Source organism: Bartonella sp. P12B (assembly GCF_055796185.1).
The window spans coordinates 12,749-30,143 of sequence record NZ_JBTTDI010000004.1 but is presented as its reverse complement, the minus strand read 5'-3'; the positions used below and the strand labels follow the sequence as shown (position 1 = coordinate 30,143).

The window sequence follows — 17,395 nt, the reverse complement described above, 5'->3', positions numbered from 1 at the left end:
TTACCTTACTCTTAATTCTCTGAACACGACGCCTCAAAAGCTAACTGCCATACCAACTCTTTTTACACAGCGAGACTTTCCACCCCTTAATTTATTATAACACACTCTGCCACAATATTTTGTGGACATGGTAAACAAACTTCAATCTATTCTTTTCATTATTACTCAATTTGTAAAATTTTTTCCATCATTTATTAGCTAAACCAACAAAAATAATCATTAAAGAGCGCAAAAATCATAAAGACGAAAACGACTAAAAAACCCAAGCGAAAAAAAAATTCCCGAATTTTAGTGGATATGGACCTCCCAGTAAGAGCTTCAATAACGTGAAATAACAAATGCCCACCATCAAGTGGCGGAAGTGGAAAAAGATTAATAAGCCCAACACTTATCGAAAGAAAAGCTGCAAAATTCAACAAAGAGATAAAACCTGTTTCACTCACTTTCCAAGCAATTTGAACAGTCTTAGAAGGACCACCCATCCGACAATGATCTTCTTTTCCTCCTATCAAACGACTCATAAAAAAAATTGTTTGGGTAACAATAAATGTAGCGCGTGCCGATGCTTCTTTTACAGCTCTTAAAAAATTGTAGTTAATATATTTCACATAAGTTGGATCTAAACGCGCTGGATTGTCTGGATCAACAGGAGCTCCTACACCTATCATACCACTTTGAATGCGATTACCAAATCCATCATCTCGTTCAATCACTTTTGGTTTGATAATCGTTGTAAACACCTGCCCCATGCGCTCTATTTTAAACTCTATAGGATCTTCACCATGTAAAGTCATATAATTTATCAGATCTTCAAAACTTTCAACTCGTCGACCATCCATTTCAAGAAAACGATCGCCTCGTGCTAAACCAGCTTGAAAAGCAGGAGAATCTTTTACCAAAGAACCAACAACCGGTTCAATGGTTGCACGACCATAAACAAAGAAAAAAAAGCTTAAAATAATAACGGTAAAAAGGCCATTGAATAAGGGACCCGCAAAAACAGTTGCTGCTTTTTTCCAAGCATGCGCACTAGCAAATGACCCTTCAACACCCGAAAAGGACTTGAATGATGTCACATCTCCTTCATCCCCAACAAATTTTACATACCCTCCTAAAGGGATAAGTGCTAAACGCCACTGTGTATTGTTTTTATCTGTATACCCGACTATTTGTGGTCCAAATCCAAGCGAAAAAACCGATGCCTTAATACCACACCACCGCCCAACGAGATAATGCCCAATTTCGTGGACAAAAATGATAATCATAACGATGAAAAAAATACTCAAACCTCTTAAAAGAAAATCGCTCCCAGTAATCATATGATTTAAAAATTCCAAAATATTTTCTCCTCATTAAACCATCTCAAAAAGATTAAAAGGTGTATCCATATTAGACATAAACGAACCAATTAAATAAAGAAAAAAAGCAGCGCCTATCAACCCATCCATACGGTCCATAAACCCACCATGTCCAGGCAATAAAGAACTAGAATCTTTAACAGAAAATCGCCTTTTTAACCATGATTGGCCTAAATCACTCAACTGTGAAACAATTGATAAAATGAGAGAAAGCAATGGAATGAAAAAACTTGTTAAGTTTATGTCAAAAAATCGAGAAGCAATCAATATACCGCCAAAAACGCCGACAAATGTACCACCAATCGCCCCTGCCCATGTTTTATTAGGAGAAAATTGTGGCGCCAATTTAGGACCACCCAATGCACGGCCGCTAAAATAGCCCGCGATATCCGTCCCCCATACTATTGTAAATAAGAAAAGAACAATTTGAAATCCTAACGATTCATAGCCTCGTAAAAAGCATAAAGCTACAACCGGAAACGTTGCATATAAAAAACCTAAAAAAACCCAAGCACTCTCTCTCATAGGTCCAATAGCCAACACTGCTGCAAAAACTATCAAAACACAAAAAATTAATGACGCTGATACATTCAATAACAAAAAAGAACCAAAAACCAAATAAAAAATACTTGCTAATATTTTCTGTGAAATACGCCATTTCTCTTTAGTAATACCAATCCATTCATAAAGAATAAAACCGCCAACACCCCATACAAACAAAAAAAATAAAATTCCCCCCAGCCATGTTAAAGACAACGCAAGAATGCCAAAAATTAAAGCAGTCAAGATACGATACGTAAGATTAGACAAAATAACATCCAAACAATAAAAAAGACAAATTCAAAAGTTAACATAAGCAGAAAAGCTTTGCTAGACAGTTTTTATGTTCATATTTTTGCAAAATTTCCTTACAATCCGCCTTATATTATCTGATATAATAAAATGGCACTTATAAGACCAATAATCTGCGTAAAAAGCTTTAAAAGTCTCCATATTAAAATTAACCCTAGAATATATTTCTTAAAATTCTATGGGTATTAAATAATCAGAAAGTCGCCGTCTACTCCTTTGAATTATGGAATCTCAATCTGATACCCTCTCTCATGGAACGGCATTTTTTTATCAAATTACAAACCATCTGAAAAAAATTATGTGAAATAGCAGTCGTTTGACCTATCCCATTGTATTTCTTATAATAAAAAATAATAACAAAATTAAAGTGGTATTCTTTATACCATATTCCTTCTCTAACATCTTCCACAGCAGATTTTAACAACCTCCAAGAATGAAAATAGTTTTATTATGGAGCTTACCAAAAATATGTTAGATGAGAATCTTATTATCCTACTCGATAATTTTTTTTGCGGAAAACCTTATTGAATATATAGATATAGATTTTTAGAAAAGTCTATTTCCATTTGTATGGTCTTCTATCAACGATAAAAATCATTTTGCCTTCTCATTCTTAAAAAGGTGTTAGACAGTAGAAAGTACACTCTTTTTTAGCAACCAGTCGTCTTAAACATGCATAATTTCAGACTCTTTCACGGCCAAAATTTTATCAATATCAGCAATAGTCTCATCTGTAAGTTTCTGAACTTTGTCGGAGAAACCATGCGCTTCATCTTGACTAATTTCACCTTCTTTTTCTAATTTTTTCAAATTATCCATACCATCACGACGAACATGCCGAGTAGCAACACGAGCTTGCTCTGCATATTGATGAGCAATTTTTACCAACTCTTTTCGACGTTCTTCATTTAATTCAGGTAAAGGAATACGTAAGTTCATGCCATCAGTTATGGGATTTAAACCAAGACTAGAATCACGAATAGCACGCTCTACAGCTCCTACCATAGCTTTATCCCACACAGAGACCGAAAGCATTCTCGGTTCTGGAACAGAAATATTCGCAACCTGATTTATATGTACAACAGAACCATAAGCCTCAACGGTTAACGGCTCTAATAAACTTGCCGAAGCTCGTCCAGTCCGCAAACCACCTAACTCATGCTTAAAAGCCGAAATAGCGCCATCCATACGACGTTTCAGATCATCCATAATCGATGTAACATTCATATTTTTATCTCCTTCAATACAGCTTGAAGATTATATTTCATTCCGATACTATCGTAAATCGTCCCGTTCCATTTAATACCTTAGCTAAACCACCTTTTTCATGAATGGAATAAACAATAATTGGCACATTGTTTTCCCGTGCTAAAGTAACCGCTGTCGTATCCATAACAGACAATCCCCATTGCAAAATCTCGACATGTGTTAATTGATCAAAACGCTTAGCTGTAGGATCTAATTTGGGATCTGCAGAATAAATACCATCCACTTGTGTTCCTTTTAAAAGAACATCTGCACCAATTTCCGCTGCACGTAAAGTAGCAGCAGAATCAGTGGTAAAAAATGGATTACCCGTACCGCCTGCAAAAATAACAACTTTTCCTTGATTCATATAACCTATTGCCTTACGTTGTGAGAAACTCTCACAAATTTGCGGCATAGCTATCGCAGACAAGACAATTGCTTCAACCCCTAATTTTGATAATGATGTTCGCAATGCTAAAGAATTAATAGCAGTTGCAAGCATACCCATATGATCTCCTGTCACACGATCTCCACCTCGCGACGCAACAGCAACTCCGCGAAAAATATTTCCTCCACCGATAACAATAGCAACTTCCACCCCCATTACCCGCACTTCAGCAATATCGGAAGCGATACGATCGACAACAGAAACATCAATTCCAAAGCTCTGCCCGCCCATAAGGGCCTCACCAGAAACCTTTAAAAGAATACGTTTATACCGCCGCGCTAATGTCATTGATAATCTCCCCAAAAGCACCGTTACTTTTTGCTTTCGACACCACTAAGGGCACCACTTTATCACGTGACGCCCTTTCAATAATCATATTTTTTATATCAGTGATTTTATAATCAATGGTATGAGATTCAAATCTCTGAAAAAATTTATAAATCACTACCCCTTTGCCGCTGCGGCAACCTCTGCTGCAAAATCAGATACCTCTTTCTCTACACCTTCCCCTAGCGCAAAACGAATAAAGCCTGTAATTTTTGCTGACGCACCAATAGATTTTTCTGCTTCTTTTAAAGCTGCTTCAACACTCATATCAGGATTCATAACAAAAGCCTGAGAAAGCAAAACAACCTCTTCAAAAAACTTACGCATACGACCTTCCACCATTTTTTCAATGATATTTTCTGGCTTTCCAGACTGGCGTGCCTGATCTGAAAAAATTGCTTTCTCACGCTCAACAGCACTGGAATCAACATTTTCCGCAGTTAACGCTAAAGGATTAGTTGCAGCAATATGCATCGCAACCTGTCGGCCAAAAGCAGCGGCTGCCTCCTTATTGCCTGTCGTTTCAACAGCAACCAAAACACCAAGTTTACCAAGTCCATCAGCCACACTATTGTGTATATAAGTAGCAACAACACCATTCTCAACAGAGAGTTTAGCAGAACGGCGAAAGGCCATATTCTCTCCAATGGTACCAATTGCATCTTTAATTGTAGCCTTTACAGTCTTTTCAGAACCAGGATAAAGAGAGCTAGAAACAGCATCAACACTTCCGTGCGTTCCTAAAGCAGCTGTTGCTACATTGCGAACAATGTCTTGGAATAGATCGTTGCGCGCCACAAAATCTGTTTCAGAATTAATCTCAACTAAAACTGCGCTTGAATCGTTTGACGCAACTCCAATCAATCCTTCAGCTGCTGTACGACCAGCCTTTTTATCTGCCTTGGCTATCCCTTTTTTACGAAGCCAATCAACAGCAGCTTCCATATCACCATTCGTTTCTGCCAGTGCCGCTTTACAGTCCATCATACCAGCACCTGATAATTCCCGAAGTTCTTTTACTTGTGCAGCAGTAATGCTCATATTTTCCTCTTTATTCTATAACGGTAAAAGCGTGCAAGAACAAAACCCTATACACGCCTATAACCTTTCCTTTAGAAAATAAATACCCTAACGGGCGTTTTCATATTACTCAGAAACTGCAATTGCATTTTCCAAAACAGGTTCTACAGGTGCATCAACTTGAGCCCCTAAATCGACGCCCATTGCACCTTGTTGACGAGCAATACCATCAAGAGCTGCACGAGCAAAAAGATCACAATAAAGAGAAATTGCACGTGACGCATCATCATTACCTGGAATTGGATGCGTAACATTATCAGGATCACAGTTGGTATCAATAATAGCAATAACTGGAATCCCTAAACGCTTCGCTTCTTGGATAGCAATATTTTCTTTATTTGTATCAATAATAAATATAAGGTCTGGAACAGACCCCATATCCTTAATACCACCAAGTGCACGATTAAGCTTTTCACGATCACGCTCAAGATTTAAACGCTCTTTTTTGGTAAAACCTTGTGCTTCAGCAGCAAGAATTTTGTCCAGCTTACGCAAACGGTGAATCGAATGGGAAATCGTTTTCCAGTTTGTAAGCATACCGCCAAGCCAGCGCGCATTAACATAATATTGTGCCGAACGATTTGCCGCATCAGCAATGATGTCAGATGCCTGCCGTTTCGTCCCAACAAAGAGAATGCGCCCACCACGTGCAACCGTATCTGAAACAAGTTTAAGCGCTTGATGTAAAAGAGGGACAGTCTGAGCAAGATCAATAATATGGATATTATTACGCTCACCGTAAATATAAGGAGTCATCTTTGGATTCCAGCGATGAGTCTGGTGGCCAAAATGTACACCTGCTTCTAAAAGCTGGTGCATAGTAAAATCTGGTAGTGCCATAGTTTATCCTTTCCGGTTCAACCTCCGCGGAAAAAGCAGATCAAGCTGCTACCGGGGGACGTTTGCTAGATTCTTTTTGCAAACACCCAAATTCCGCGTGTGGAATAACACTACCATACTAATATTTGTTTCTTTTTCAAGTTATTTTCTGCAATCATTTAATGTTTACATTGATTAAGATTCTTGCCAACCTCGAGAAATTCAAGACTGTTCAATTTTGCACGCACTGAAAAAGTCCCGTAATCTACATGGAGATCACGCATAACACCATTCTCATATAAGAGAAAACGAGTACGATAGACTGGAAGACCATCTTTCTTTTCTATATCATCAAAATAAGAAATCGTAACGGGCCAATAGTCCTCCTCATCTAATTTTCCCATTTTTTTTGTTTCATCGTCAGAGAACAGTGTCTTCTTCTCCCCAATGACGATACTTTCTTTTATAATTTTATCTGCTTTATCTGTTCCATCAAATACATTGACATTGTAAAAATGATTGCCTGCTTTTGCATGGCGGATGATATTCTTTAGTTGCATAATTGGAAACTCAGCCATTGCGAGCTTGTATTCTTTTTCTTTTGGTGTTTTTAATTTCACAATAATTCCATCTTGAAGACGCTCCGCTACTCCTTCAGCACGATGTGTAACCTCTTGTCCCACTTGGTCTGTAACATTAAAATGAAACGTACGACTATCACCCGTTTCATAACTCGTTGTCTGTTGATCGGTTAAACGCGTCGGCATATCTTCACTCTGAATACGACTGATAAAACGAAAACGTGTGGTATAACCCTGACATACTGACCCCGTTAGCTCGTAAACCATTCGTCCAGACATCGCTGAAATTGTCATTTCATGAGAAACACTATCGAGTTGAAAATCATAAATTGCTCGATGAGGTGCAATAAAAATAACTTCTTCAGCTTTGGCAGTAGATAAAAAAACAAGATATAAAATTATTAATAAAGATCTAATCATTCCCAACTTCCAATTCTATCGCCATTTTATAACATCATACAATAAGGCAAAAAAAGCTAGCTTCTGAATTAACCACACATTTCCTTAAATCAAAAAATAGTTTATGCAATGGATGTATTGTAAAAAAAGCTATGGAGTTTAAATTATGACCAATTTGATTGAAACCCACCTAAAAAAATTTGCAATCACTCTTCCTGAAGCAACCCAACCCATTGCTAATTATGTAACTGCTTCACAAAGTGGCAACCAACTTTTTATTTCTGGACAATTGCCTTTTTCCGATGGAAAACCTGTAGCTACCGGTAAAGTTGGTGCAACAGTGAGTGCCGAACAAGCAAAAAAAGCAGCCGAAGTCTGTGCGCTCAATATTCTCGCACAGATTAAAGTAGCTCTTGGTGATTTAAAGAGAATAAAACGCATCGTAAAAATCACTGTTTTTGTCGCTGTAGATCCTCACTTTACTGGTATTCCTCTTGTTGCCAATGGCGCTTCTGATCTATTCGTCAATATTCTTGGTGAAGCTGGGAAACATGCCCGTTCCGCTGTTGGTGTTGCTTCTCTCCCTATGGATGTTCCAGTAGAAGTTGAAGCTATCATAGAAATCTAACCCCCTACCAATAGCAATACATCTATCTCAAGCGACAACCAAATGCGAAATCTCTCTTCTCATCTTATCCTAGCCTTTGCATTTTTTATATTGGAATTAATGTTTTGAATTAAAACGCACAAAAGGAAATATTTATATGAAACAGATTTATGACGATAACAATATTTTTGCCAAATTGATTCGCAATGAAATCCCTTCTGTTCGTGTTTATGAAGATGACGATGTGATTGCATTCATGGATATTATGCCACAAGCACCAGGACATACACTTGTTATTCCTCGCAAAGGCTCTAGAAATCTCCTTGATGCAGACACTGAAACATTGTTTCCAGTTATTAAAGCTGTTCAAAAAATCGCCAAGGCCGTTAAAAAAGCCTTTCAAGCAGATGGTATAACAGTCATGCAATTTAATGAAGCAGCCAGCCAACAAACCGTTTATCATCTCCATTTCCATATTATACCACGTATGGAAGGAATAGAGCTTTCCTCTCATAATAATGTTATAGCACCTACGGAAATACTTGAAGAGAACGCAAAAAAAATCCGTGCAGCACTTTAACAAAGTCGCTTTAAGTCATTGAACTTTTTTCCTCACATATTTTTTTGTAAGGTGCGTCATTTTTTTATTTTTTGAATCAGATGACATATTGGAAGATGAAACTTTTAACTGCAACCTCTCTTTTCCTCCATTTAATTTTTGTGTCATTACGCGTACCGTGCCACCATTTCGTAACTTTCCAAATAAAATTTCGTCAGCCAATGGCTTCTTAATATGTTCTTGTATAACACGGCTCAATGGACGGGCCCCCATCTGGAGATCGTATCCTTTATTAGCAAGCCAAATCATGGCAGGAGGACTTAATTCAAAACAAATTCCTCGATCAGCTAATTGAGCTTCAAGCTGAAAGATAAATTTTTGCACAATCTGATTGATAACGACCTGAGATAAGGGTGCAAACGGAATAATCGCATCTAACCGGTTACGAAATTCCGGTGTAAATAACTTATTAATTGCTTCAATATCATCACCATCACGATACACTTTGCCAAATCCGATCGCTGACTTTGCCATATCTGAAGCACCAGCATTGGTTGTCATAATTAAAATGATGTTGCAGAAATCAATTTTTTTACCACTATGATCTGTTAACTTACCATAATCCATCACTTGCAATAAAATATTAAATAACTCTGGATGCGCTTTTTCAATTTCATCCAGCAAAAGAACAGCGTGAGGCTTCTGATCAACTGCATCTGTAAGGAGTCCCCCTTGATCAAATCCTATATAACCTGGAGGTGCCCCAATTAAGCGCGCCACCGTATGCCGTTCCATATATTCTGACATATCAAAACGTAACAATTCAAGACCTAAGGAAGATGCGAGCTGTTTTGCAACTTCAGTTTTTCCCACACCCGTTGGTCCTGAAAATAGATAACTTCCTATCGGTTTATCTGTTTCGCGTAATCCCGCTCGCGCCAATTTAATTGACGATACTAAGGCGGAAATTGCCTCATCTTGTCCATAAATAACATGCTTGAGTTCTCTTTCAAGCTTGCTAAGGATCTTTTGATCATCACTGGAAACTGTTTTTGGTGGAATCCTTGCCATAGTGGCAACAGTTGCTTCAATTTCTTTAACACCTATACTCTTTTTCCGTTGTTTTTTTGGTAAAAGCTTTTGCGCTGCACCACTCTCATCAACAACATCAATTGCTTTATCAGGTAACCGGCGATCAATCATATAACGTGAAGACAATTCTACAGATGCCTTCATCGCCTGATCAGTATATTTAATTTGATGAAAATCTTCAAAATAAGGCTTCAACCCTTGCAAAATCTTAATTGCATCGGCAATAGAAGGTTCATTAACATCAATCTTCTGAAAACGGCGCTCTAAAGCACGATCTTGTTCAAAGATTTTACGATATTCTTTGTAAGTCGTCGAACCAATACATCGAATAGTTCCGGAAGATAATGCAGGTTTTAAAAGATTAGCGGCATCCATATTTCCTCCCAATGTTGCCCCTGCTCCAATTAAAGTATGAATTTCATCAATAAATAAAACAGCATCTGGATACTGCTCAAATTCTTTAATGAGGTGCTTTAACCGTTCTTCAAAATCACCACGATAACGTGTACCAGCAACAAGTCCTCCCATATCAAGGAAAAATATCGTCACATTTGATAAAACTTCAGGCACCTGCCCATCAACAATGCGTTTTGCTAATCCTTCAATTATAGCGGTTTTTCCAACTCCAGGATCACCAACCAAAAGCGGATTATTTTTTGATCTTCTACATAAAATCTGAATTATGCGTGAAATTTCCATTTCACGACCAATTAATAAATCAATTTTTCCATTACGTGCTTTACTATTGAGATCAACACAATAAGCAGTTAGGGCACTCGTCACCTTTTCATCATGATCTGAAATCTGCTGATCCAATTGTTCTTCAAGTCCCTCAAGTAACATAGATAATCCCTCATCCCGCGTGATACCATGTGAAATAAAACGTACAGCATCATAACGTGTCATTCCCATCTCTTGAAGGAAATATGCTGCATGACTTTCACGTTCAGAAAAAATTGCCACGAGAACATTTGCTCCCGATACTTCTTCTTTTCCAGCGGATTGAGCATGAATCACTGCACGTTGAATAACACGCTGGAAAAATGTTGTCGGTTTTGTATTCTCATCAGCTCTAATTTGTACATCCAATTCTGACCGAATATAGTTTGTTAAGCGCTCTCGTAATTCTTCCACATCTACTTGACAAGCCTGAATTACCAAATTTGCATCAGCATCATCTAGCAGAGCAAGTAGAAGATGTTCTAATGTCGCATATTCATGCTGCGCTTGAGTAGCAATTGTTAATGCGCGATGCAAAACTTCTTCAAGACTAGGTGTAAAAGATGGCATAATCCCTCACTTCCATTCCATCACACATTGTAATGGATATTCATTTTGACGTGCACACTCCCTAACTTGTACTATTTTCATTTCAGCGACTTCATAACTATAAGTTCCACATTCACCTACCCCATTTTGGTGTACATGTAACATAATACAAGTTGCTTCTTCGAAAGTTTTTTTGAAAAATTTTTTCAAAATAAAAACAACAAAATCCATAGGAGTGTAATCATCATTAAGTAAAAGAACACGATACAGCTTAGGCTTTTGAAGTCTTGGTCTAATTTTTATAATGGCATCATGCCTGCTTTCGTCCAAATTCTTGCCTTTTTCATTGTGTATAATAAGAACTATAGGATTTATTATAAGCTTTTGTACCATTATTATTTCCTATGCAGAGCATTTTTATTAATTTTAAGTTCTTTCATCACTATTGCAACACTTGTTTATTGAAAAATAACTTTCTTTTATGATTAGCTTTTAGTCAAATACGGAAACTCACAAAATGATTTTTGTAAACAAATTAGTAATATCATTCGTCTAAATTGTATCAACGAGCGGCAAAAACACAGAAACTTTACAGAATTTTCAGAATAAACGGAGGAATAGGATACTGCGCGTGTATACTAACTGCCAAAAAATTGTGCGGTGTTATCAAAAGATAGCAATTGCTTTTGTTATTTTAGCTTTTTCTTACTCTTGGGCATCGGCTACGCCTCAAGGAGCTTATCCTGATAAATATGCTGCTATCGTTATAGATGCAAATACAGGAAAAACTTTATTTCAAGCCAATGCAACCCTAAAACGTTACCCAGCTTCTTTGACAAAAATAATGACGCTATACCTACTCTTTGAAGCTATGAAGATGCGTCGTGTAACACCAAATACTCCTATCCCCGTCTCACATTATGCAGCAACACGCCCACCAACAAAAATCGGGTTTAAAGCAGGCCAAACAATTTCTGTAGAAGCTGCTGCCAAAGCACTCATCACAAGATCAGCAAATGATGTAGCAACTGCAATTGCAGAATACCTCGGTGGCAATGAAAAAAAATTCGCGCGAATGATGACAGCAAAAGCCCGCAAACTTGGCATGACGCAGACACATTTTGCAAATGCTTCAGGGCTTCCAGATGTACGCAACTATACCACGGCACGGGATATAGCTACTTTGTCATTAGCATTACGAAAAAAATTTCCACAACAGTATCAATTGTTCAAAATAAAAAGTTTTACGTTCCGTGGTCATACAATTAACAATCACAATAAGCTCGTGAAAATAATGAAAGGCGTCGATGGAATTAAAACCGGCTACACACAAATGTCAGGTTCTAATTTAGCAACTTCAATGAATCTTAATGGGCGCTCCATCGTTGCTGTCGTTATGGGAGGGAAATCATCTACCGCACGTGATGAGCATATGGCCAATTTATTAAATCAATATTTGCCAAAAGCAAGCTTAATGAAAAATAACAAACACTTAATGGCTTCTGTACGCCACAACTTACCTACGGGCGCAAATACTCCTATACCTATCGTAAAAGCTGAGCCAACCAATTTCGATGAGGAAGTTTCTCCTATGTTAACAGCGTTTGCAGAACAACCTAGAAATTCTAATATGGCGATAGCCGCTGTAAATCAAGCAATTATACCAATTCCTAATCCTCAAAAAGCTATGCCCGTTGAGACTCATAAAATTGTTACAGTCTCTTTGTCTACAAATGCCGGATGGGCCATCCAAATTGGTTCTCTCCCTAGCGAAGAACAAGCAAAAACTTTGCTTTTAAAAGCAAAAGATACAGCTTATTCTGCTTTAAAAAGCACATCTTCACATATGCAACTCTTTGAGAAAAATGGGCGTCGTTATTACCGTGCTCGTTTTATAGGTTTTCAATCAAAAAAAGCTGCATTCAGCGCTTGTTCTACATTAAAGAAAGCAAATTTTAACTGCTATGCAGTAGCTTACTAAAAGTTATTGAATTCTGCATTAAGGATAGTATCATGATATATAATGCTCTTGCTTCATCCTCTGAAAAAGAAAAATTGTTGAAGCAATCATCTTTTCTCTCATTGCGCTCTCTTCACGATGCTGCAACAAAACTTGCTAGTTTAAAATATGCTCCAGCAACATTAGACACAAAATCTCTTGTCAACCTTCTTATTTGTCAAACAACACGAAATCGTCGTCTCGCAATGCCTCCTGTACGCATTCATTTACGCGTTGCAAGCCAAACCGGTAATGTACCTATTAAAATTCATCTAGGTGCAACAAATAGCTGATTTATAATAATTTTCCCAAGAGCGCTATTCATTCATAAGAATATTCATACACCGCATCCAATCTTTAAAAATGCTTTAGAAAATGCGCGTTTCCCTAAAATTTATAAGAATTGCGTTTGCGTTTTTTTGTCCAACTCTCAGATCAACTTTTCAATAAAACGATCTCTTAAAATAGGCAATATATTAATTTATAATGATCATTCATCGTTTTGCATGTTGGATGAGAGCCTCGAATATCCTAAGTTTCTCTCATTTCAAACCTGCTTATGTTGAATCAATCAAAACCATCCCCTTGGACATCACAATTGAGATTATCGTGTGGATAAAAAATAGAGAAGTAAAAATGCCTCTTATGAATCGTCTGAATAGCAAGGGCTGTTGCTAACATTGGGGGCTGATAAATAATATGACAGGGCAGGCTGGTACCTTCATAAATGTAAAGAGGGTGGTGCTCAATGGATTTACCGCTATACCATTCACGGGCGGCGTCGTGAAATAGGCTTGGGGGCTTTAAGAGATGTCTCTTTAAAACAAGCCCGTGAATTGGCAACTGGGTGACGTTCTGTTTTACGTGAAGGTCGTGATCCCATTAAAGAACGTGAAAAACAAAAGCGTGAGGCAATGCGCAATCTGCATTATTTAAAAGATATCGCTTTAGATACTTTTGAAAGTCGTAAAGCTGAACTCAAACATGATGGTAAAGATGGGAATTGGTTTTTACCTTTACGCCTTCATATTCTCCCTAAATTAGGTTGTTTACCGGTTTAAGAAATGACCTAAACAGATATACGCAATGTTCTCTCTCCCATCTGGCATACAAAAGCTGGAACAGCAGAGAAAGCCCTAAACCGCCTTAATCTTTGTCTTAAACATGCGGCCGCCTTGAGATTGGATATTGATTTACAGGAAATAGCAAAAGCACCCGTGCTCTTAGGAAAACAACGCCATAAAGCTCCGCATAGATCGGCAATGAATAGAAGAGAGGTCCCAGCTTTTTATAAAACACTTTGCGAAACAAGAGCCATACTACAATTGGCTTTGCGGTTGCTTATTCTGACAGGTGTTCGCACAAACCCTTTGCGTCATATCATAAAGATCAGATTCAAGATGATATATGGATCATCCCTGCTGAAAATATGAAAGGAAAACGTAATGTTACAACACAGTTTCGCGTGCCTTTATCAACAGAAGCATTAGAAATTTTAAAACAAGCTCACCCCCTATCTCGCAATAAAAGAGCAGTTGTTAATATTGAGAACTACAAAATATAATGGTTGTACCTTTATCCGTGATAAAATACCCCATAAAAATTTTACTCAATTAAATATCCGTTGTATTTTAACAGGATATTGCGTTAACTGCGAGACCAGCTTTACTTGTTTCTTTATAGTGTTCACTCATATCATGTCCGGTCTGACGCATTGTTTCTATACAAGCATCAAGAGAAACAAAATGCTCTCCATTCCCATGCAAGGCAAGAGAACAAGCCGTTACCGCCTTAACAGCTCCCATTGCATTACGCTCAATGCAAGGAACTTGTACAAGACCTGCAACTGGATCACATGTCATCCCCAAATGATGTTCAAGCGCAATCTCTGCTGCATTTTCAATTTGAGCTGGTGTACCACCCAACGCGGCTGTCAACCCTGCAGCTGCCATTGAAGATGCCGTCCCAACTTCACCCTGACACCCTACTTCTGCACCAGAAATAGAAGCGTTATGTTTTATGACTCCACCTATAGCTGCTGCGGTCAACAAAAAATTATGGATTCCCTCTCGATCTGCATCATCATAAAACTGAAGATAATAACGCAAAACGGCAGGCAGAACACCGGCAGCCCCATTTGTCGGTGCCGTAACAACACGACCACCTGCGGCATTTTCCTCATTCACTGCTATAGCATATACTGAAAGCCAATCATTTGCCCAAAGTGGATAATTGTGATTTTTTTTTCGATTTTCTAAAAGTTTTTCATACAGCTTTTTAGCGCGTCTTGGAACATGTAACCCACCTGGCAACTCACCTTCTTGTGCAAGACCTCTATCAACACAATTTGTCATAGCGGAAAAAATTTCATCAAGCCCTGTATCAAGAGCAGAACGCTCCATCTTTATTTCTTCATTTAGACGCTTCATTTCAGCAATTGAAAGTCCTGAACTTTCTGCCATTAATAACATTTTACGTGCAGAATCAAAAGGATATGGTACTTGAAACGTTTCTTGTTGTGCATTACCATTCATATCGCTTATTTCATCCTCAGTCACAACAAAACCGCCACCGATAGAATAATAAATCTGCCGCAAAAGAACATTCCCATCAATATCAAGCCCTTCAAATGCAAGTCCATTCGCATGTCCAGGTAAGACTTCCTTTCGTTCAAAGATAAGATCATTTTGCAAATCAAACTGATAAGTAGAATGGCCTTTTGGTTGCACTTTTTTCTCACGTGCTACCTTTTCTAACAAGAAGCCCATACAATCAGGATTAACAGTAGAGGCTTTTTCTCCCAAAAGCCCTAAAACAATAGCTCTATCTGTAGCATGACCAATTCCCGTGAAAGCCAAAGAACCATAAAGATAAACTCGTATACGAGAAATTACAGTATCAAATGGTTGAGAAATATTTCGTGCAAGAATCTCTTGCAAAAACATGTTAGCCGCTGTCATCGGCCCCATCGTATGAGAACTAGAAGGACCAATACCAATTTTAAAAAGTTCAAAAACAGATAAAAACACTCTTCACCCCAAAATGCTATACAGCTTGAGTATACGCTTTTTTATCACTGTTGTCCCATTTAAAATCAAATTGTAAGATAAGCTAAAAAAATGATAGCAATAAATATGACCGTTGCTCGTCTTGCTACCAACCAACACGTCTTTTCTATAGCGCTTTCCATAGCCAACCTTCAAAATAGATGATGATCCTAAAATAACCATTCTCTTAATTTTTCAAACGTAGTAAAATAAGTGTTAACACGCAATATTAAAAAAATTCAATAAAAATGAGAAGTTCTCACGGGAATATTTTTATAATGGCTCAAGCTCTTTAAAAATGACACTCATTTCCATAAAAATATTCCCATAAATGTGATTAAATAAAGCGTACAAAATTCTCTATTGGTTCACGTTCAGTTACAAAATTGTTTTCTGGAGCACTCCCGTCGCGATAACCAAGGGCCATACCACAAATAATTTGCCGATCTGAGGGGACTGACAAAAGTGTACGAATTTGTTTATGATAATCAGCAAAAGCAGCTTGGGGACACGTATCTAATCCAAACCCACGTGCTGCTAACATGATGGTCTGCATAAACATGCCTAAATCAAGCCAGCTTCCTCTTTCCATGTCATAATCCATGGTAAACAAAAGCCCTACAGGCGCACCAAAAAATGAAAAATTCCGCGCTTTTTGATGAAGTGTTTTTTCCTGTTCATCTTTTTGAATCCCAAGACTCTTATAAAGATCCAAACCAATTTTTTGGCGCCTCGAAAGATAAGGCTCACGCCATTGACGCGGGTAATAACGAACTTCACGCTCCCCTTTTATACCTAAGAGTGCGAGTTGTGAAAGTTCTTGTCCTACTTTCTGCAACATAGTTCCTGTAAGGACAATGACTTGCCATGGTTGAATATTAGTTCCAGATGGTGTACGAGCCGCAAGTTTTAAGATTTCTTTAATTGTTTCCTGTGAGACTGGCTGATCAGTAAAAGCACGTATCGATTTACGTGATAGAATAGACTGAAAAATATCAATGGAAGAATCAACCGTCATTGTTTTTACTTTCTCTTTGAAACATAAATTTAAATATCATTATTTTCTCATTCATAGCCGGTGTGTCGCAAGACCTTTGCAACTCTTTTGCATTCACTCTACTTTTTTGAAAAACTTACCACTTTTAATGCCCTTCAACGCTTATCATTAAAGAACAGACAGCTCATCTCTCTTAAGGAAAAGAAAATCGTTAAAAATGAAGAAGAAATAAAATCCATAATCAACGGTTAACTCCTAATTCAGCTAAACTTTCAAAAAAAGTCTCTTCTATACGCTCTAAATCATGTAGAAGATCATCAATATCGCGCTGCATCTGATGTAAATAAACCCGTTTTTTATTAATCCTTACAATTAATTCTTTAAGCTTTTTCTCATCATCTGGTGGTTTTCCTCCTATAGTCAACATATCAGATATTTCAGACAAAGAAAATTTAACTCTTTTAGCACGCAGTATTTGTTTTAATTTATGACGATCACTTTGCGTATAAAGCCGTAAGCTCCCACGACGAAAAGGCACAAGAAGCCCTTCTTCTTCATAATAACGCAAAGTCCGAGCAGTTATTGAAAATTCGCGTGTCAACTCACCAATTGAATAATATTCGTGCATTTTATCATTCTGTTTTATAGATCACACTGTTATCAGATATCTGTTTCTTTACAAAATTTTAATTAGAATTTCATCCTCTGCTTTC

At 37.7% G+C, this 17,395-nt stretch carries 17 protein-coding genes and 1 pseudogene; 5 read left to right on the top strand and 13 right to left on the bottom strand.

Annotated features, from left to right (window positions below; all coding sequences use genetic code 11):
• Nucleotides 1-194: 194 nt before the first annotated feature.
• The 8 genes from AC0QT1_RS03910 to AC0QT1_RS03875 form a co-directional block, all read right to left on the bottom strand.
• Nucleotides 195-1,337 (bottom strand): M50 family metallopeptidase, encoded by a 1,143-nt coding sequence (locus AC0QT1_RS03910; RefSeq protein WP_473201683.1) that lies wholly within the window; start codon nt 1,335-1,337, stop codon nt 195-197.
• Nucleotides 1,338-1,352: 15 nt separating this feature from the next.
• Nucleotides 1,353-2,168, bottom strand: a complete 816-nt coding sequence (locus tag AC0QT1_RS03905; protein WP_473201682.1) for a phosphatidate cytidylyltransferase — start codon at nt 2,166-2,168, stop codon at nt 1,353-1,355.
• A gap of 708 nt (nt 2,169-2,876) precedes the next feature.
• Complete coding sequence (gene frr, locus AC0QT1_RS03900; protein ID WP_473200932.1) at nt 2,877-3,437, bottom strand: ribosome recycling factor; 561 nt, start codon at nt 3,435-3,437, stop codon at nt 2,877-2,879.
• A 37-nt stretch (nt 3,438-3,474) separates the two neighbouring features.
• Entirely contained in the window at nt 3,475-4,194 is a 720-nt protein-coding gene (pyrH, locus tag AC0QT1_RS03895) for a UMP kinase (protein WP_473200931.1), read from the bottom strand.
• The gene (locus tag AC0QT1_RS03890; RefSeq protein ID WP_473201681.1) at nt 4,172-4,351 is read right to left on the bottom strand and encodes a hypothetical protein; all 180 of its coding nucleotides are present in this window, start codon (nt 4,349-4,351) and stop codon (nt 4,172-4,174) included. Before AC0QT1_RS03890 ends, pyrH begins: the two co-directional genes overlap by 23 nt.
• On the bottom strand, nt 4,351-5,274 hold the full coding sequence (gene tsf, locus AC0QT1_RS03885; protein ID WP_473201680.1) for a translation elongation factor Ts: 924 nt from the start codon (nt 5,272-5,274) through the stop codon (nt 4,351-4,353). Before tsf ends, AC0QT1_RS03890 begins: the two co-directional genes overlap by 1 nt.
• A gap of 105 nt (nt 5,275-5,379) precedes the next feature.
• Nucleotides 5,380-6,153 (bottom strand): 30S ribosomal protein S2, encoded by a 774-nt coding sequence (gene rpsB, locus AC0QT1_RS03880; protein WP_473200929.1) that lies wholly within the window; start codon nt 6,151-6,153, stop codon nt 5,380-5,382.
• 158 nt (nt 6,154-6,311) lie between these two features.
• Complete coding sequence (locus AC0QT1_RS03875; RefSeq protein ID WP_473201679.1) at nt 6,312-7,133, bottom strand: cell envelope integrity EipB family protein; 822 nt, start codon at nt 7,131-7,133, stop codon at nt 6,312-6,314.
• Between the two features lie 145 nt (nt 7,134-7,278).
• Here AC0QT1_RS03875 and AC0QT1_RS03870 point away from each other — a divergent pair, with 145 nt between their 5' ends.
• The gene (locus AC0QT1_RS03870; protein WP_473200927.1) at nt 7,279-7,740 is read left to right on the top strand and encodes a RidA family protein; all 462 of its coding nucleotides are present in this window, start codon (nt 7,279-7,281) and stop codon (nt 7,738-7,740) included.
• Nucleotides 7,741-7,876: 136 nt separating this feature from the next.
• The gene (locus AC0QT1_RS03865) at nt 7,877-8,299 is read left to right on the top strand and encodes an HIT family protein (RefSeq protein ID WP_473200926.1); all 423 of its coding nucleotides are present in this window, start codon (nt 7,877-7,879) and stop codon (nt 8,297-8,299) included.
• Nucleotides 8,300-8,314: 15 nt separating this feature from the next.
• Here the strand turns inward: AC0QT1_RS03865 and clpA are convergent, their stop codons facing one another.
• Nucleotides 8,315-10,660: an ATP-dependent Clp protease ATP-binding subunit ClpA gene (gene clpA / locus AC0QT1_RS03860; RefSeq protein ID WP_473201678.1), complete on the bottom strand. Its 2,346-nt coding sequence runs from the start codon at nt 10,658-10,660 to the stop codon at nt 8,315-8,317.
• Between the two features lie 6 nt (nt 10,661-10,666).
• Complete coding sequence (gene clpS / locus AC0QT1_RS03855; RefSeq protein WP_473200924.1) at nt 10,667-11,032, bottom strand: ATP-dependent Clp protease adapter ClpS; 366 nt, start codon at nt 11,030-11,032, stop codon at nt 10,667-10,669.
• 238 nt (nt 11,033-11,270) lie between these two features.
• On the opposite strand from clpS, the gene AC0QT1_RS03850 reads away from it, so the two are divergent.
• From AC0QT1_RS03850 to AC0QT1_RS03840, 3 genes and pseudogenes are all read left to right on the top strand, one after another.
• Nucleotides 11,271-12,620 carry a serine hydrolase gene (locus AC0QT1_RS03850; protein ID WP_473200923.1) on the top strand — a complete coding sequence of 450 codons (1,350 nt, stop codon included), beginning with the start codon at nt 11,271-11,273 and terminating at the stop codon, nt 12,618-12,620.
• Between the two features lie 32 nt (nt 12,621-12,652).
• Nucleotides 12,653-12,931: a hypothetical protein gene (locus AC0QT1_RS03845; protein ID WP_473200922.1), complete on the top strand. Its 279-nt coding sequence runs from the start codon at nt 12,653-12,655 to the stop codon at nt 12,929-12,931.
• A 343-nt stretch (nt 12,932-13,274) separates the two neighbouring features.
• Nucleotides 13,275-14,163, top strand: a pseudogene (locus AC0QT1_RS03840) (tyrosine-type recombinase/integrase); the annotation flags it as partial.
• 106 nt (nt 14,164-14,269) lie between these two features.
• Here AC0QT1_RS03840 and AC0QT1_RS03835 read toward each other — a convergent pair.
• From AC0QT1_RS03835 to AC0QT1_RS03825, 3 genes are all read right to left on the bottom strand, one after another.
• Nucleotides 14,270-15,667 carry an L-serine ammonia-lyase gene (locus tag AC0QT1_RS03835; RefSeq protein ID WP_473201677.1) on the bottom strand — a complete coding sequence of 466 codons (1,398 nt, stop codon included), beginning with the start codon at nt 15,665-15,667 and terminating at the stop codon, nt 14,270-14,272.
• Nucleotides 15,668-16,022: 355 nt separating this feature from the next.
• The gene (locus tag AC0QT1_RS03830; RefSeq protein WP_473200920.1) at nt 16,023-16,703 is read right to left on the bottom strand and encodes a nitroreductase; all 681 of its coding nucleotides are present in this window, start codon (nt 16,701-16,703) and stop codon (nt 16,023-16,025) included.
• 220 nt (nt 16,704-16,923) lie between these two features.
• Nucleotides 16,924-17,310, bottom strand: a complete 387-nt coding sequence (locus tag AC0QT1_RS03825) for a MerR family transcriptional regulator (protein WP_473200919.1) — start codon at nt 17,308-17,310, stop codon at nt 16,924-16,926.
• Between the last annotated feature and the right edge of the window lie 85 nt (nt 17,311-17,395).

What these genes read in the sequence shown, in the direction of transcription:
- tsf (WP_473201680.1), bottom strand. Translation starts at nt 5,274, where the DNA reads ATGAGCATTACTGCTGCACAAGTAAAAGAACTTCGGGAATTATCAGGT.
- AC0QT1_RS03825 (WP_473200919.1), bottom strand. Translation starts at nt 17,310, where the DNA reads ATGCACGAATATTATTCAATTGGTGAGTTGACACGCGAATTTTCAATA.
- rpsB (WP_473200929.1), bottom strand. Translation starts at nt 6,153, where the DNA reads ATGGCACTACCAGATTTTACTATGCACCAGCTTTTAGAAGCAGGTGTA.
- AC0QT1_RS03870 (WP_473200927.1), top strand. Translation starts at nt 7,279, where the DNA reads ATGACCAATTTGATTGAAACCCACCTAAAAAAATTTGCAATCACTCTT.
- AC0QT1_RS03875 (WP_473201679.1), bottom strand. Translation starts at nt 7,133, where the DNA reads ATGATTAGATCTTTATTAATAATTTTATATCTTGTTTTTTTATCTACT.
- AC0QT1_RS03865 (WP_473200926.1), top strand. Translation starts at nt 7,877, where the DNA reads ATGAAACAGATTTATGACGATAACAATATTTTTGCCAAATTGATTCGC.
- AC0QT1_RS03845 (WP_473200922.1), top strand. Translation starts at nt 12,653, where the DNA reads ATGATATATAATGCTCTTGCTTCATCCTCTGAAAAAGAAAAATTGTTG.
- clpA (WP_473201678.1), bottom strand. Translation starts at nt 10,660, where the DNA reads ATGCCATCTTTTACACCTAGTCTTGAAGAAGTTTTGCATCGCGCATTA.
- frr (WP_473200932.1), bottom strand. Translation starts at nt 3,437, where the DNA reads ATGAATGTTACATCGATTATGGATGATCTGAAACGTCGTATGGATGGC.
- pyrH (WP_473200931.1), bottom strand. Translation starts at nt 4,194, where the DNA reads ATGACATTAGCGCGGCGGTATAAACGTATTCTTTTAAAGGTTTCTGGT.
- clpS (WP_473200924.1), bottom strand. Translation starts at nt 11,032, where the DNA reads ATGGTACAAAAGCTTATAATAAATCCTATAGTTCTTATTATACACAAT.
- AC0QT1_RS03830 (WP_473200920.1), bottom strand. Translation starts at nt 16,703, where the DNA reads ATGACGGTTGATTCTTCCATTGATATTTTTCAGTCTATTCTATCACGT.